This is a genomic window from Arthrobacter sp. NPDC057013, from assembly GCF_042674585.1.
GTDB lineage: Bacteria > Actinomycetota > Actinomycetes > Actinomycetales > Micrococcaceae > Arthrobacter.
In genome coordinates this window covers 51,571-66,479 of record NZ_JBHUSE010000028.1, presented here as the reverse complement: position 1 = coordinate 66,479, position 14,909 = coordinate 51,571, and the positions used below count along the sequence as shown (strand labels likewise).

The 14,909-nt window shown below is 67.3% G+C and carries 11 protein-coding genes; 1 reads left to right on the top strand and 10 read right to left on the bottom strand.

Going from position 1 to position 14,909, the window contains the following annotated elements; all coding sequences use genetic code 11:
- The first annotated feature begins 609 nt into the window (after positions 1 to 609).
- Positions 610 to 2,793 (top strand): 3-hydroxyacyl-CoA dehydrogenase NAD-binding domain-containing protein, encoded by a 2,184-nt coding sequence (locus ACFTSA_RS23005; RefSeq protein WP_377954312.1) that lies wholly within the window; start codon positions 610 to 612, stop codon positions 2,791 to 2,793.
- A 157-nt stretch (positions 2,794 to 2,950) separates the two neighbouring features.
- Here ACFTSA_RS23005 and ACFTSA_RS23000 read toward each other — a convergent pair whose 3' ends face one another.
- From ACFTSA_RS23000 to ACFTSA_RS22955, 10 genes are all read right to left on the bottom strand, one after another.
- Positions 2,951 to 4,576 (bottom strand): ABC transporter ATP-binding protein, encoded by a 1,626-nt coding sequence (locus tag ACFTSA_RS23000; RefSeq protein WP_377954311.1) that lies wholly within the window; start codon positions 4,574 to 4,576, stop codon positions 2,951 to 2,953.
- A complete protein-coding gene (locus ACFTSA_RS22995; RefSeq protein ID WP_377954310.1) occupies positions 4,573 to 5,361 on the bottom strand; it encodes an energy-coupling factor transporter transmembrane component T family protein in 789 nt (262 codons plus the stop codon). Before ACFTSA_RS22995 ends, ACFTSA_RS23000 begins: the two co-directional genes overlap by 4 nt.
- A gap of 19 nt (positions 5,362 to 5,380) precedes the next feature.
- On the bottom strand, positions 5,381 to 6,202 hold the full coding sequence (locus tag ACFTSA_RS22990) for an ECF transporter S component (protein ID WP_377954308.1): 822 nt from the start codon (positions 6,200 to 6,202) through the stop codon (positions 5,381 to 5,383).
- 145 nt (positions 6,203 to 6,347) lie between these two features.
- A complete protein-coding gene (locus tag ACFTSA_RS22985) occupies positions 6,348 to 7,394 on the bottom strand; it encodes a nucleoside hydrolase (protein ID WP_377954307.1) in 1,047 nt (348 codons plus the stop codon).
- Positions 7,394 to 8,371 carry an aldo/keto reductase gene (locus ACFTSA_RS22980; protein ID WP_377954306.1) on the bottom strand — a complete coding sequence of 326 codons (978 nt, stop codon included), beginning with the start codon at positions 8,369 to 8,371 and terminating at the stop codon, positions 7,394 to 7,396. The genes ACFTSA_RS22985 and ACFTSA_RS22980 overlap by 1 nt, the downstream gene beginning before the upstream one ends.
- A gap of 96 nt (positions 8,372 to 8,467) precedes the next feature.
- Positions 8,468 to 8,686 carry a hypothetical protein gene (locus ACFTSA_RS22975; protein WP_307101406.1) on the bottom strand — a complete coding sequence of 73 codons (219 nt, stop codon included), beginning with the start codon at positions 8,684 to 8,686 and terminating at the stop codon, positions 8,468 to 8,470.
- Positions 8,687 to 8,787: 101 nt separating this feature from the next.
- Complete coding sequence (locus ACFTSA_RS22970) at positions 8,788 to 9,348, bottom strand: hypothetical protein (protein ID WP_377954305.1); 561 nt, start codon at positions 9,346 to 9,348, stop codon at positions 8,788 to 8,790.
- Positions 9,345 to 9,890 carry a DUF402 domain-containing protein gene (locus ACFTSA_RS22965; protein WP_377954304.1) on the bottom strand — a complete coding sequence of 182 codons (546 nt, stop codon included), beginning with the start codon at positions 9,888 to 9,890 and terminating at the stop codon, positions 9,345 to 9,347. The genes ACFTSA_RS22970 and ACFTSA_RS22965 overlap by 4 nt, the downstream gene beginning before the upstream one ends.
- Positions 9,887 to 11,860, bottom strand: a complete 1,974-nt coding sequence (gene dxs / locus ACFTSA_RS22960) for a 1-deoxy-D-xylulose-5-phosphate synthase (protein WP_377954303.1) — start codon at positions 11,858 to 11,860, stop codon at positions 9,887 to 9,889. Before dxs ends, ACFTSA_RS22965 begins: the two co-directional genes overlap by 4 nt.
- 173 nt (positions 11,861 to 12,033) lie before the next feature.
- Complete coding sequence (locus ACFTSA_RS22955) at positions 12,034 to 14,859, bottom strand: aconitate hydratase (RefSeq protein ID WP_377954302.1); 2,826 nt, start codon at positions 14,857 to 14,859, stop codon at positions 12,034 to 12,036.
- Positions 14,860 to 14,909: the final 50 nt, after the last annotated feature.

Sequence of the window (14,909 nt, the reverse complement as noted above, 5' to 3'; positions counted from 1 at the left end):
CCGAACACTCAACGCAGCAAACCCTACCCCCTGCAGCGCTTGACACCCATAGAAGGGTCAACACGGCCTGGCAACCAGCCGGCGCCACCCGCGACACGCCACCGGGCTGGATCTCACCCATGGGTCCGGACCTACAAGGCCGAATACCAGGACTGGGAACCAACCACCTGGCCAGAACCACCGTCCAGCCAAGACCGGCGGGAACTGCCACCCGGCCAGGAATGGGCGGAACCGCCAGGTCGTCCGGATGTACCGGATCGCCTCGACGGGGTAGACAGCTACCCTGGCGCGGGCGGCTACCAATGCCCCGAGCTTTCAGAACCTCCCGACGACAATGACGACCATGATGATATTGAGTGCCCTATGGCTTTCGACGGCCCTGAACCACCGCTGCCAGCGGATCCTTGGCCCTACTGGTCATCATCCACAGCAGCCTAAGAAACCACTCGCCTCAAAAACGTGGCCGCCATCAGGCAGGCTCGGGCGGCGCTTGCAGCCGATATTACTCGCGAGTAACGTTGGGTTCACCGGTGCCCGGCCCCTGCTGCTCCCGCTGTCCAGCAATCCTGAGGCACCGACCGCATGTCAGTCTCAATGAGGAGCCACAGAATGAGCGCCGCAGAATTCCGCAAGCTTGCCGATCTCTTCCCGGATGAGGCGGTCACTCATTCCTCCGTGCAGGACATCGAACTCCCGGCCGCAGAAGGCCATACCAGCCCTGGCGTTTTGGCCCTGATCACCCTGGACAACGGATTGGGCCCGTCCAAACCAACCACGCTCGGCCCCAACACGCTCGTTGAACTGGGATCTGTCCTCGAAGGACTCCGTGAGCGGGCGGCCGCGGGCGAGATCGCCGCCGTGGGGGTGACGGGCAAGCCGAACTTCTTCGTTGCCGGCGCCGACCTCTCCGCGGTGACAAAGCTGCAGGAGCGAGAGCACGGCCTGTGGATGGCGCAGTTGGGCCACGACGTTTATGCCACACTGGCCAACCTGGGCGTTCCCAGCTTCGCCTTCATCAACGGAGTGGCCCTCGGCGGCGGACTGGAGATCGCCCTGCAGTCCACCTACCGCACGGTGTCCACGGGCGCCGGGGCGCTTGCACTTCCCGAGGCCTTCCTGGGGCTGGTGCCCGGATGGGGCGGTGTGTATCTTCTGCCGCGGCTGATCGGGCCGGAGAATGCGGTGAAGGTGATGATCGAGAACCCGCTGAATAACAACCGCACGCTGTCCGGTTCCGAAGCCTTCAAACTCGGCATCGCGGATGCGCTGTTCGAGCCGGAGAATTTCCTCGAGCAGTCGGTCGCCTGGGCTGCGCGCGTTGTCGCCGGCACTGCCGTTTCGCATGCAGCGGTTTCGGGTACAGCACCCGAACGGCCAGCCGCCGTCGATCCAGCCGACCCGGGAGTCGCCGCGCGCTGGGTGGACGCCGTCGCTGCCGGCCGCGCCATCATCGAGGCCAAGACCTCCAATGCCTCCCCCGCGCCGGCCGAGGTACTGAACATCATGGCGGCGAACCGCACCATGACCCAGGCCGAGTCGGCCGAGCTCGAATGCGAAACGCTGGCCAGCCTCATGCAGACGGACGAGTTCCGTGCCACTGTCTACGCCTTCCTCGAACTCGTCCAGAAACGGGCCAAGCGGCCCGCCGGCGCTCCGGAGCCCGGGCTCGCCGGCCCCGTCACGAAGATCGGCGTGGTGGGCGCCGGCCTGATGGCCAGCCAGCTCGCGCTGCTGTTCGCACGCCAGTTGGGGGTTCCCGTGGTCATGACCGACATCGACCAGGAACGCGTGGACAAAGGCGTTGGCTATGTCCACAAGGAAGTGGACAAGCTGGTGACGAAGGGCCGGCTGGGCGCCGACACAGCCACTAAGGCCAAGGCGCTCGTGACAGGCTCAGTCTCCAAGGAGCCGTTCGCGGACGCCGACTTTGTCATCGAGGCGGTGTTCGAGGAGCTGAACGTCAAGAAGCAGGTCTTCGCCGAGCTTGAAGGCATCATCCGGCCGGACTGCATCCTGGCCACCAACACTTCCTCCCTGTCCGTGACGGCCATGGCCGCGGACCTGCGGCACCCCGAGCGCCTGGTGGGCTTCCACTTCTTCAATCCCGTGGCCGTCATGCCGCTGTTGGAGATCGTCCGGGCACCAAAGTCCGACGACGCCGTGATCGCCACGGCTTTCGAACTCGCCAAGGGACTGAAGAAGACGGCCGTGCTGGTCAAGGACGCCCCGGCGTTCGTGGTGAACCGGATCCTGCTGCGGCTCATGGGCGAAGTCACGGCCGCCTTCGACGAAGGCACGCCGGCAGAAGTTGCCGATGCCGCACTGCGCCCGATGGGCCTTCCGATGACGCCGTTCACGCTCCTGTCCATGGTGGGGCTGCCGGTGGCCCAGCACGTTCAGGAATCACTGCATGCGGCATTCGGGGACCGTTTCCCGGTCTCGCAGAACCTGCAGAAACTTGTCGACAACAACATCCGCTCCCTGTGGTCCGGGTCCGGGGACGGCGGCCAGGAGATCCCTGCAGCCACAGCGGCCCTGATGTCCTTTGGCAGCACACCGTCAACCGCCGAGGAAGTGTTGCGCCGGACCCAGGACGCACTGGCCGAGGAGATCGGGCTGATGCTCGAAGAGGGCGTGGTGGCAGCGCCCCAGGATATCGACCTCTGCATGATCCTGGGCGCCGGTTGGCCGATGTTCCTCGGCGGGATCACCCCCTACCTCGACAGGGTGGGAGCTTCGGAGCGCGTCAACGGCAAACGGTTCCTGCCCCCAGGCGTGGCATCCCGCTCCTGACACAGCGCTCCTGACACACCGTTCCTGACACGGCGTTCCTGACACAGCGCGAACGGGCACGTGCGACCCTGCCGGCCGGCGGGGCCTCAGGTGTCCGTTCGCGCTCGGTACCGCCAGCTGGGGTGGGGCCGGCAGGGGCCGGCGGCTTCATGGAGGCTCAGTGCGGCCGGAGCCTGCCGCCGTCGAGCCTGAGTAGCCGGTGCCCGTGGGACCTTGCGAACCGGAGGTCGTGCGTAACCATCACGACGGCGGCGCCGCGGCCGGCCGCCGCTGACACGGCGTCGGTGAGCCGCTTCAGGCCGTGCGCGTCCAGGGCCACCGTTGGTTCATCGAGCGCCAGGACAGACGGTTCGCGCGCCAGGACGGTGGCGAGGGCCAGCAGCCGCTGGCCGGACGCCGGCAGCTCATGGGGATGGGCGCTGTCGAGGTCCGCAAGCCCGACGGCGGCCAAGGCTGCGGATGCGCGTTCCTGGGCCGCGGTGCTGAAGAGCCGGTCCAGCCCGAACAAGACTTCCCGCAGCGCGGTGCGCTCGAACAGCTGGTCGTGCGGGTGCTGGAACAGGAGCCCCAGCCGGCGGGCAACCAGGCCGGTGGGAACGCCGGCAATGGACTCCCCGGCAACGCGGACGTCACCGCGATACGGCCGGTACAGGCCGTTGAAGAGCCGGAGCAGCGTGGACTTGCCGGCACCGTTGGGCCCGGTAACGGCGACGATTTCCCCGGGCATCACCCGCAGGTCCACATCCTGCAGGAGCAGGCTGTCCCCTGCATCCACCTGACCTGCCCCGAAACCGAAAGCCACATTCGCCAGCTCCAAAGCCGCAGCAGTTTCAACGGCAACAGCCGCCACGGAAGACGTCAGCAGAGCAGGCGGCGCAGGCCTCGGACCGGACTCCAGACCGGGCTCCGGCGCCGGCCCGGACTCCGCGTTCGGCGCTGAGTCCGGTTCCGGGCGTGGGTTCGCGTCCAGGCAGGCGGCCGAGATCACGACGCCGGACTCAGCCAGCGCCGTACCCTGCAGGATCCTGCCCGGCGGTCCGGCCGCCGTCACCTCCCCGTCTTTCAATACCAGCCAGCGCTCCGCGACGCGGGTCAGCGCGTCGGCGTGCTGGCTCAGCACCAGTACGGCTGTGCCCCGGGCCGTCTCGGCATGGACCAGCTCTACGACCGTCCGGATCCCGGCCTGGTCCAGGGACTCGAGCGGCTCGTCGAGGACCAGGACGCCGGGACCGTCCACCACTGCGCAACCCACAGCCAGACGGCGGAGCTCGCCGCCGGACAGCGTTGCGGGGTCCCGCTGCATCAGCCCGTCGAGTCCTGTCCGGCGGGCAATATCCGCCACGGTCCGCACCATCTCGGCCCGCGGGACTCCGCGGTTCTCCAGGCTGAAGGCGAGCTCCTCCGCCACGGTTCCGCGGACCGCCGAGAGCATGGACGCTGCGTCCTGCGGGACGTAGCCGACATGCCGTGCCCACGCCCCGGGATCAATCCGCGGATCATCCGGCACCCCAGCAAAGGTCAGCGTTCGGCTCTGGGCAGGATGCCCGGCCACCTCCAACTGCAGGCTCCCGGCCAGCGTTCCATACCTGCCGCCGAGCAGCCAGGCACCAAGGAGCCGTCCCAGTGTGGATTTTCCGCTGCCCGATCCGCCCAGCACCGCCGTCAGCGTGCCGGAAGCGGCGGCCAACTCCACCCCACGCAGCGCTGGACTGCCGTCACCGTAGTACGAATACGAGTCAATGGAGGCCAGCAGCGTGGTGCCCTCTGTCCTGTCACCAGTCATCCAGGGCCACCACAGGACTGAGAAAGGGCGCTCAGCGATCCGGCCGAAAGCGCCGCGGCGACGCGCCACCCCACCGCCGCCAAGGCAAGCAGGACAGCCACAGTACGAAAGACCGCCTGGGCGGCGGAATCGGGAACCTCCGTGTAGCTGGACCGGGGACCCGCGCTCCGGAACCCCCTCGCGTCGAGGGACTGGGCCCGGATGCCTGCGTCGTGAACCAGGCCCAGCACCAGCGGGACCATCTGCAGCCGGATGGCCGCAGCCCGGCTGCCGATCCCCCGTCCCACCACGAGACCGCGCGACTCCTGCGCCTGGCGGACCTTGTCCAGCCGCGCGGCGACGAGCGGGGCAAGCAGCAGCGTGGACGCCAGCACATACCCCACCTGCGGCGGGACACGGCGGGCGGACAGCGCGGCAACCAGTTGGGGAACCCGGACGCTGAAGGAAAACACCATCAGCACCAGGACGAGGGCTGCGGTGCGGAGCCCCATCTCCACGGCGAAGGCCAGCCCCTCGGCAGTGACCCGGGCGGGACCCCAGCTGGCGAGCACGGTGCGCCCCTCCGGGAAGAAAAGTCCGTGGATCACCAGCAGCGAAAGCCAGAACGGCACGATGATGGCAGCCCCGGCCAGCAAGACCCTGCGGACGGTGCCCGCGACGGCGGAGAGCAGCACTGCACCGGCTGCCACGGTGAGCGATACCGCCCAACTGTCGGCCGCCGTCGTAATGACCAGGACGGCGACGGCGGCCGTCAGCGTGGTCATCGGGTTGAGGCGCGGGGACACCTGGCCGGCGGTTCCGGAGTCAGGAATTCCGCGCCGCCGGTTCCTTGCCGGCCAGGACGCGGAAGCGGCGGACGAACGGGAACTGGAACGTAGTGCGCCGGGGCAGGGCGTAGACCAGCATGGCGGCGATGGCGAAGACGATGGCCTTGTCCATGGGATCAGAGATCAGGGCCTGCTTGGTGATGGCGGCCAGCAGGGTGTCGCCCATGGCCCGGAAGGCGCTGACAATCGCACCGGTGCCGGCTCCGGACGTGCCGCCGAAGACGAAGGCTGCGATAGGAGCGGACACCACGCCCGCGATGATCCCGGTGACGAAGCCGGCCACCGGCGCCAGGTAGAACCGGCGGAACAGCCCGTACCGTGCGGCTACGCTGGCCAGGAACCCGATCAGCGCGGCGCCGGCAGCGAAGGGCAGGACCGTCGGGTTGAAGAACGACCAGACGATGCTGCTCAGGGCGCCGGTGGCGGCGCCGGCCGCAGGGCCGGCCAGCACGGCAATGAGCACCGTGCCGATGGAGTCGAGGTAGAACGGCAGGCCGCTGGTGCCCATGAGCTGTCCCAGCACGATGTTCAGGACCAGTGCCACGGGGATGAGCACAACCGTGGACGTGGGCAGGGTGGGAAGCACGCCCACGATCAGCAGGAGGGCGCCGAGGAGGAAGCCGCCCAGCGCGACGATGGACGAGACGCTGCCGAGCCCGCCCGCGATGTCGGCAGGCTGGGTGAGGACCAGGAAAATGAACGTGGCGGCGATGGCAACAGCACCGAGCAGTTCGAGCACCCTTCGGCGGCGGGCAGCTTTCCGGTCCGTGGGAGGAAGTGTCAGGGACGGCTGTGACATGGTGGATCCTTAGGCTGAAAACGGCGGGTCCCGCACCCGTGGCGTGATGTTCCGCGTACGCGGAAGCGGGCGCCTATGTCACCTCGGCGCGGCTACCATCCTACCGACCCGCGGGCACGCCGTGCCACGGCCCCTGCACGCCGTGTTACGGTCCCGGCTGAAACGGCCGCGCCCCCACTGAAGCGGCCAGGGCCCCCACCGAGGAGATCAGCTCGTCGAAGCACTGCGAGGGGTCGTTCGACGTGACAATCCTGGCGTTGAACGGCTCCTTCCAGATGCCCCGGAAGTCGGCGACGGTGGTACCGACCAGGCGGGGAGCCTCCGTTTCCACATGCACTGTGGCTGGACGCGTGCCATACGGCGTGCGCCCGATGGCCGCGGCGGCGGCGAAGGCATCATGCATGTGCGCAATGAAGCCCTGGTCGTACAACCGGTGGAACTCCATGTAGAAACGGATGGCATCAGAAAGGCACGCCACGAGCGGGTTGTCCGAGCGGCTTCGCTGCCCCTCCGGCTGTTCGGGCAGGACAAGTTCCGGTTCGGCTCCGGCAGCCTCGGCGAGACGCTGCAGGTGCTCGGGCCGCAGCTCGATGCGTTCCGTGGTCTCGAGCGCGCACACCACCGGAAGGTTCTCCTCCGGAAGCCCGCTGTAGGCGGCGAAGACTTCCCCGGCCGCATGCGGGTCCACGGAAACGTTCCACTCCGCCGTCGGCGTCGTGTTGCCCTGATAATTGAAGCAGCCGCCCATGATGACCAGCCCCTTGAGCAGCTTGGGGAGGTCAGGTTCAGCCCGCAGCGCCAGCGCGAAGTTGGTCAGTGGCCCGGTGATGAGGCCGGTGATCTCCCCCGGGCGTGCCCGGGCCGTTTCCACCCACACGTCGACGGCATGCCGCGGTGAGATCTCCTGCTGCGGCGGCGGAAGCTCGGCGTAGCCGATCCCCTGCGGCCCGTGGGTTTCCTCGGTGGTGACCAGCGGAATCTCCAGCGGCACTTCCGCGCCCATGGCGACTTCAATGCCTGCCCGGCCGCAGAGCTCCAGCAGGGCGAGGTTGTTCAGCGCCACCTGCCGGGCACCCGTGTTGCCCGCCGTGCACGTGATGGCCTCGATCCGGACCTCCGGCCGGGACAGCAGGTAGACCAGCGCAAGGGCGTCGTCGATCCCGGTGTCAACATCCATGAGGATGGACGACATCAGAACAGGGCCACCTTCGGGGTCTGCGGGAAGATGGCATCCAGTTCGTCGAGTTCGGCCCGGTCCGGCACCCAGGCCACTGCCCCGGCGTTCTGCCGGACCTGTTCCGGGCGGGTGGCGCCGGCAATCACGCTGCTGACCGACGGCTGTGCCGCCAGCCAGGAGAACGCCACCTGGACCTCGGTCAGGTCACGGGCCGCGGCGAAGGCGCTGAAGGCCTTCAGCTGCTGCCAGTCGGCGTCGTGCACCAGGTTGGTCCGCGTGTGGCTGAGGCGCGAGCCTTCCGGCGCCTGGTCCTGCGCGTACTTGCCGGTCAGCAGGCCGTTGGCCAGCGGGAAGTAGGGCAGCACACCCAGCCCGTACGCCTCGGCAGCCGGTGTGACCTCCTGCTCGGCGCGGCGGTCCAGCAGGTTGTAGTGGTTCTGCGCGGAGACAAACCGGGCGCCGCCGCGGGCACGGGCCACGAATTCAGCCTCGGCGATCTGCCAGCCGGCACGGTTCGAGTGGCCGATGTACCGGACCTTGCCGCTGGTGACGAGGTCGTTCAGCGCGTCCAGGGTCTCCTCGATCGGCGTCTGGGGATCGGGCGTGTGGAACTGGTACAGGTCGATGTAGTCCGTGCCGAGCCGGCGCAGCGAGGCCTCCGCGGCCCGGATGACATAGCGGCGCGAGCCGCGGGCGCCGAAGTCCTCACCGTTGGCTCCGCGCATGTCCATGCCGAACTTGGTGGCCACCACGACGTCGTCGCGCCTGGCCCCCAAGGCCTTGCCGAGCATCGTTTCGCTGAGTCCCGGCTCGCGGCCGTAGGTGTCCGCGACGTCGAAAAGGGTTACCCCGGCGTCGAGCGCGGCATGCACGACGGCGTCCGTCCCCTCCTGCGATTCGGTCACCGTGTTTGTCCGGCCCAGGTTGTTGCAGCCGAGGCCCACGACGGAGACGGTCAGTCCGGATTTTCCAAGACGGCGGTATTCAGTCATGGAATCACCCTATAACGGCGCAGGCGGCAGCTCCCTCGGGCGGCCGATCCAGCCCGCTTCACGGCGGGCCGTTGCCCACCTGCCTGCAGGACCGGTTCAGGCGGAGGCGAAGTCCAGGCCGTGCTCCTCCAGCGCATCCTGGAGCTGGGCGAGGGTCCGCGGGCAGATGCCCGGCAGCGCCGCCAGCTGGCGCCGGCCGAACTGCGCCAGCTGTTCAAGGGACTCCACACCCGAATGGGCAAGGATTCTGCGGTCGGGCGAGGCGAGGCCCCGCGGAAGCGGCGTGCGGCCCGGCTGGGCTGACTTCTTTGTCATGACGTTCTGCCTTCCCTTGTGCTGTGACTGCTTGAGATGCTGCGACTGCGTGAGGTGCTTGAACTGCCTTGGGTAATGCTGGATTAGGTGGAGAAAATGGGTTAGAGGGTGAAGCTGGTCACCTGCTTGGGCGAATGCTTGACCTTCAGGGCCGAGAGGTCGCCGTAGGGGGCGGCGCCGATGCTCAGCTTGGTGAAGTCGAGGTCCTCGCCGCGGATGCAGACCTTGATCGCGTTCACGGCCTTGTTCACGTCCGGGCAAAGGCAGAAGATATTCAGCTTGGCGTCACCGAATTCGGAGCGGTCCACAATGCCCAGGCCGCGCCAGGCCAGGTGGCCGGACAGCGCGTCCTTGGCTTTTTCCTCGAGGTAGCGGTCGCGGCTGGTGCCTTCCCTGGTCTTCAGTGCGTACTGGGCCACCACCCAATACTGTTCCTCGTCCGGAATCTCGGCGTAGCCGTCTTCCGTGCAGGCCATCTCGAAGGCATCCATCAGGCGTTCGGCGGCATCGGCGTCCGGAACGTCGGTCTCCTGGGTCTTGCTCTGGTGGCCCACGGCGCCGTGGTTCATGACGAACTGGCTGTAGTCCTCGTCGTACCAGGCTTCCCGGAAGAGCAGGGTCCCCTCGTCATCGCGCTTGTAGACCCGGATAATTCCGCTCATGCCCGTCCTCTCGTAAACCAGGTGGTATCGGTGCCGTCAAAAGGCGCATCCTGGCCCTTGACGGCCAGGAACAGTGAGTCGCACTCGGCCTGCATGGCACGCGCCAGCGTCTCAGGGTACTCCATGCGGAGCCGGTGCTCGGCGAATTCGTCCTCGTCGTCGACGAACACGCCGCGGTTCACCGAGCGGATGACGTCCAGGTCCATGTCGATGACATGGAATTCCGTTAGGCCGGGCTTGATCCGGCGCCACTCGTGGCCGGTGGCCAGGTCGACATAGACGCGGAAGTCGCCCGGGTACGTGTCGTCGTAGAAGGTGACCACAAACTCCCCGGTCCGCGGTACGAGGAGCACGGCGTCGGAGGCGGTGTAAAAGGCGGCGCCGGGGCGGGAGCAGAATTCGTTGGCCGGCTGGAAGATCCACCAGCCGTGCTGATCCTCGCCGAGGTAGCGGCCGGGCACCACCCAATGGGCCGTGCCGTCCCACTTGCGGTTCCGGGACACCACCAGTTCGCCTGGCTGCAGGGAATCGGGCTCCCTCACAGTTTGGGCAGGCTTCCCGTGGTGGGGTGTTCCTGGCCGGGCAGCGGACGCGCGAACGGGACCTTGGTCCCGAGAACCTGGGCAACGACGTCGTGGGTGATCTGCTGGGCGGTGAGGCCCACCCGTTCCAGCACCTGGCTCCGCGTTCCGTGGTCCAGGAATTCGACCGGCAGTCCCACCTCGTTCAGGGCGGTGTCCACACCGGCGGCGCGCATCTCCTGGCGGATCCGCGATCCGACTCCCCCCGCCCGGACGCCGTCCTCGATGCAGATGACGAGCCGGTGCCTGGCGGCCAGGGCGATGATCGACTTCCGGACCGGGAGCACCCAGCGCGGGTCGACGACCGTGGAGCTGATGCCCTGGGCACCGAGCCGGTTGGCGACGTTCAGCGCCAGCTCGGACATGGCGCCAACGCTGACGATCAGGACGTCGTTTTCGGTGGAGCCGGCGGGGCGGCGGGACAGCACGTCCACGCCGTCGTCGAGCCGTTCGATGGCCTCGACCTCGGCGCCGACGGTTCCCTTGGAATAGCGGATGACAGTGGGGGCGTCCTCGATGGCGACGGCTTCGCGGAGCTCCTCGCGCAGCCGTGTGGCGTCGCGCGGTGCGGCCAGGTGCAGCCCGGGAACGATCTGGACCATGGCCATGTCCCACATCCCGTGGTGGCTGGCGCCGTCGGGGCCGGTGACGCCGGCGCGGTCCAGGACGACCGTTACACCGGCCTTGTGCAGGGCGACGTCCATCAGGAGCTGGTCGAAGGCACGGTTGAGGAAGGTGGCGTAGACGGCCACCACCGGGTGCAGCCCGCCGAAAGCCATGCCGGCGGCGGAGGTGAGGGCGTGCTGTTCGGCAATGCCGACGTCGAACACGCGTTCCGGGTGACGTGCCGCGAACTTGTGCAGCCCCACGGGGATGAGCATGGCGCCGGTGATGCCGACGATGTCCTTGCGCTCGTCGGCGATGTCCGCGATTTCATCGGCGAAGACCGACGTCCAGGACTTCGCGCCGCCGGCTTCTGCGGGCTCCCCCGTCTCGGGGTCGATGATTCCGACGGCGTGGAACTGGTCCGCTTCATGGGCACGGGCGGGTGCGTACCCGTGGCCCTTTTCGGTCATGGCGTGCACGATGACCGGGCCGGCGTAATTCCTGGCAGTGGAGAGGGCGTGTTCCATGGCCTGGAGGTTGTGGCCGTCCACCGGGCCGATGTACTTCATGCCGAGGTCCTCGAACATGCCCTGCGGGGCCCACCAGTCCTTGATGCCCTTTTTCATGGCGTGCAGGCTCTTGTAGGTGAACTGGCCCGCGGGGCCGCCGTTCTGGAGCTTCTTCTTCCACCAGTCCAGGGCGCCCTCGTAGGCGGGGGCGGCGCGGAGGGAATCGATGGTGGGGCGCAGCGACGCCAGGTAGTCGGCGAAGCCGCCCACCGTGGGCGCGTAGGAGCGGCCGTTGTCGTTCACGACGATCACGACGCGGCGCTTCTTGTCCGCCGCGATGTTGTTGATGGCTTCCCAGGCCATGCCGCCGGTAAGCGCGCCGTCCCCGACGACGGCGACAACGTACCGGTCGCCGTCGCCGGTCAGCTGGCGGGCGCGGGAAATGCCGTCGGCCCAGGACAGCGAGGAGGAGGCGTGGGAGCTTTCGACGATGTCGTGCTCGGACTCGGCCCGGTCCGGGTAGCCGGACAAGCCACCCTGCTGGCGGAGCGTGCTGAAGTCGTGCCGTCCGGTGAGGAGCTTGTGCACGTACGACTGGTGGCCGGTATCAAAGACGATGCTGTCCCGGGGCGAATCGAAGATCCGGTGCACCGCCATGGTCAGTTCGACGACGCCGAGGTTGGGACCCAGATGCCCTCCCGTCTGGGAGACGTTGCCGATCAGGAATTCCCTGATCTCGGCGGCCAGCTGATCCAGCTGCGCCGCGGACAACTTGCTCAGGTCCTGCGGATTCCGGATGGTCTCCAAGATTCCCAACGGCCCCTCCTTCGGCTGGTAGACATGCCTATTAACTCTAACGCCTCCGCGCAAACGCGCGAGGCAGTGCAAGTGCGTGGGGCAGTACTGCCCGCAACGCAGAAGCCCCGGCCGGTCTGCTGACCGGCCGGGGCCTCATCGCTGCTTACCGGGCCTGGCCCGGCTGAATCCCGCTAGTTAGCGGAGATCTGGCGCAGCACGTACTGCAGGATGCCGCCGTTGCGGTAGTAGTCCGCTTCACCCGGGGTGTCGATGCGGAGCACTGCGTCGAAGGACTTGGAAGAGCCGTCCTCGGCGGTGGCCGTGACCTTGAGGGTTTTGGGCGTGGTGCCTTCGTTCAGGGCAGTGACGCCCTCAACGGCGAAGGTTTCCGTGCCCGTCAGTCCCAGCGTGGCAGCGGATTCGCCGGCCGGGAACTGCAGCGGAAGGACGCCCATGCCGATGAGGTTGGAGCGGTGGATGCGCTCGTAGCTCTCGGCGAGGACGGCCTTGACACCCAGCAGTGCGGTGCCCTTGGCGGCCCAGTCACGGGACGAACCGGAGCCGTACTCCTTGCCCGCCAGGACCACCAGCGGGGTGCCGGCTGCCTGGTAGTTCTGGGCGGCGTCGTAGACGTAAGCCTGCGGGCCGTCAGCCTGGGTGAAGTCGCGGGTGAAGCCGCCCTCCACGCCGTCCAGGAGCTGGTTCTTGATGCGGATGTTCGCGAACGTGCCGCGGATCATGACCTCGTGGTTGCCACGGCGTGAGCCGTAGGAGTTGAAGTCCTTGCGCTCCACGCCGTTGGCCAGGAGGTACTGGCCGGCGGGGGTGTCGGACTTGAACGAACCGGCCGGGGAGATGTGGTCCGTGGTGACGGAGTCGCCGAGCTTGAGCAGCACGCGGGCCCCCGTGATGTCCTGGACGGGCTCCGGCTGGGCCTTCATGCCCTCGAAGTACGGGGGCTTCCGGACGTACGTGGACTTTTCATCCCAGGCGAAGGTGTCGCCGGCCGGGGTGTCGAGTGCCTTCCAGCGGTCGTCGCCCTCGAAGACGCCCTCATAGCCCTTGGCGAACATCTCCTTGTCGATGGAGGAGTCGATGACTTCCTGGACCTCGACCGGGTTGGGCCAGATGTCCTTGAGGAAGACGTCGTTGCCTGCTTCGTCCTTGCCCAGGGCGTCGGTGTCGAAGTCGAAGTCCATGGAACCGGCCAGGGCGTAGGCGATGACCAGCGGCGGGGAGGCCAGGTAGTTCATCTTGACGTCCGGGTTGATGCGGCCTTCGAAGTTGCGGTTGCCCGAGAGCACGGCGCTGACGGCGAGGTCGTTGGCCTGGATGGCCTCGGAGATCTCGGCTTCCAGCGGACCGGAGTTGCCGATGCAGGTGGCGCAGCCGTAGCCCACAATGTAGAAGCCCAGCTTCTCCAGGTACGGGGTGAGGCCCGACTTCTCGTAGTAGTCGGTGACCACCTTGGAGCCGGGGGCGACGGAGGTCTTGACCCATGGCTTGGCGGTGAGGCCCTTGTTCACGGCGTTGCGTGCCAGCACCGCGGCGGCAAGCATGACCGAGGGGTTGGACGTGTTGGTGCACGAGGTGATCGACGCGATGGTCACCGCTCCGTGGTCCAGGTCGAACTCGCGGCCGTCCTCCATCTTCACGGCGACGGGGCTGGAAAGGCGGCCCTCGGCGCCGTGCGCGGCGGAGTACTTCGGCGGAACACGGTCGGTGTCGGTCACGTGCGTGCCGCCGGTGGTGAACGAGGGCGGGTCGGAAGCCGGGAAGCTTTCCTCCAGCGACTCATCCAGCGTGCCGGCGTCGGCGTCGTGGGTGACGTAGTTCTTGAGGTCGTGGCGGAATTCGTCCTTGGCCTCGGTCAGCTCGATGCGGTCCTGCGGACGCTTCGGGCCGGCGATCGACGGAACCACGGTGGAGAGGTCCAGCTCGAGGTACTCGGAGAAGCGCAGCTCGCGGGAAGGATCGTGCCACAGGCCCTGTTCCTTGGCGTAGGCCTCCACGAGGGCAACGTTTTCCTCGGAGCGGCCGGTGAGGCGCAGGTAGTCGAGCGTGACGTCGTCGATCGGGAACATGGCAGCCGTGGAGCCGAACTCCGGGCTCATGTTGCCGATGGTGGCGCGGTTGGCCAGCGGCACCGCGGCAACGCCTTCGCCGTAGAACTCCACGAACTTGCCAACAACGCCGTGCTTGCGGAGCATCTCGGTGATGGTGAGGACCACGTCGGTGGCGGTGGCGCCGGCAGGGATGCTGCCGCTGAGCTTGAAGCCCACAACGCGCGGGATCAGCATGGAAACCGGCTGGCCCAGCATGGCAGCCTCGGCTTCGATGCCGCCGACGCCCCAGCCGAGCACGCCCAGGCCGTTGACCATGGTGGTGTGCGAGTCGGTGCCGACGCAGGTGTCGGGGTAGGCACGCAGCGCACCATCCACTTCGCGGGTCATGATGGTGCGGGCCAGGTATTCGATGTTGACCTGGTGCACGATACCGGTTCCCGGCGGGACGACCTTGAAGTCGTCGAACGCGGTCTGGCCCCAGCGCAGGAACTGGTAGCGCTCACCATTGCGCTGGTATTCGATCTCCATGTTGCGCTCCAGTGCGCCGGAGTTGCCGAAAACGTCGATCTGGACGGAGTGGTCAATGACCATCTCGGCCGGAGCCAGCGGGTTCACCCTCTTCGGATCACCGCCGAGCTCCTTGACAGCCTCACGCATGGTGGCAAGGTCCACCACACAGGGGACACCAGTGAAGTCCTGCATGATCACGCGGGCGGGCGTGAACTGGATTTCGGTGTCGGGCTGGGCATTCGGGTCCCATCCTGCCAGGGCGCGGACGTGATCGGCAGTGATGTTCGCGCCGTCCTCGGTCCTCAACAGGTTTTCAAGCAGTACCTTAAGGCTGAACGGAAGGTTGTCTGAACCTTCAACGGAGTTCAACCGGAAAATTTCGTATTCGGTTCCGGCAACATTAAGTTTGCCTTTTGAACCGAAGCTGTCCACAGTGCTCATCGCAGGACTCCTCTCGCAACAGTTTCATCTTTGTCGCGCGGTTGACCGCT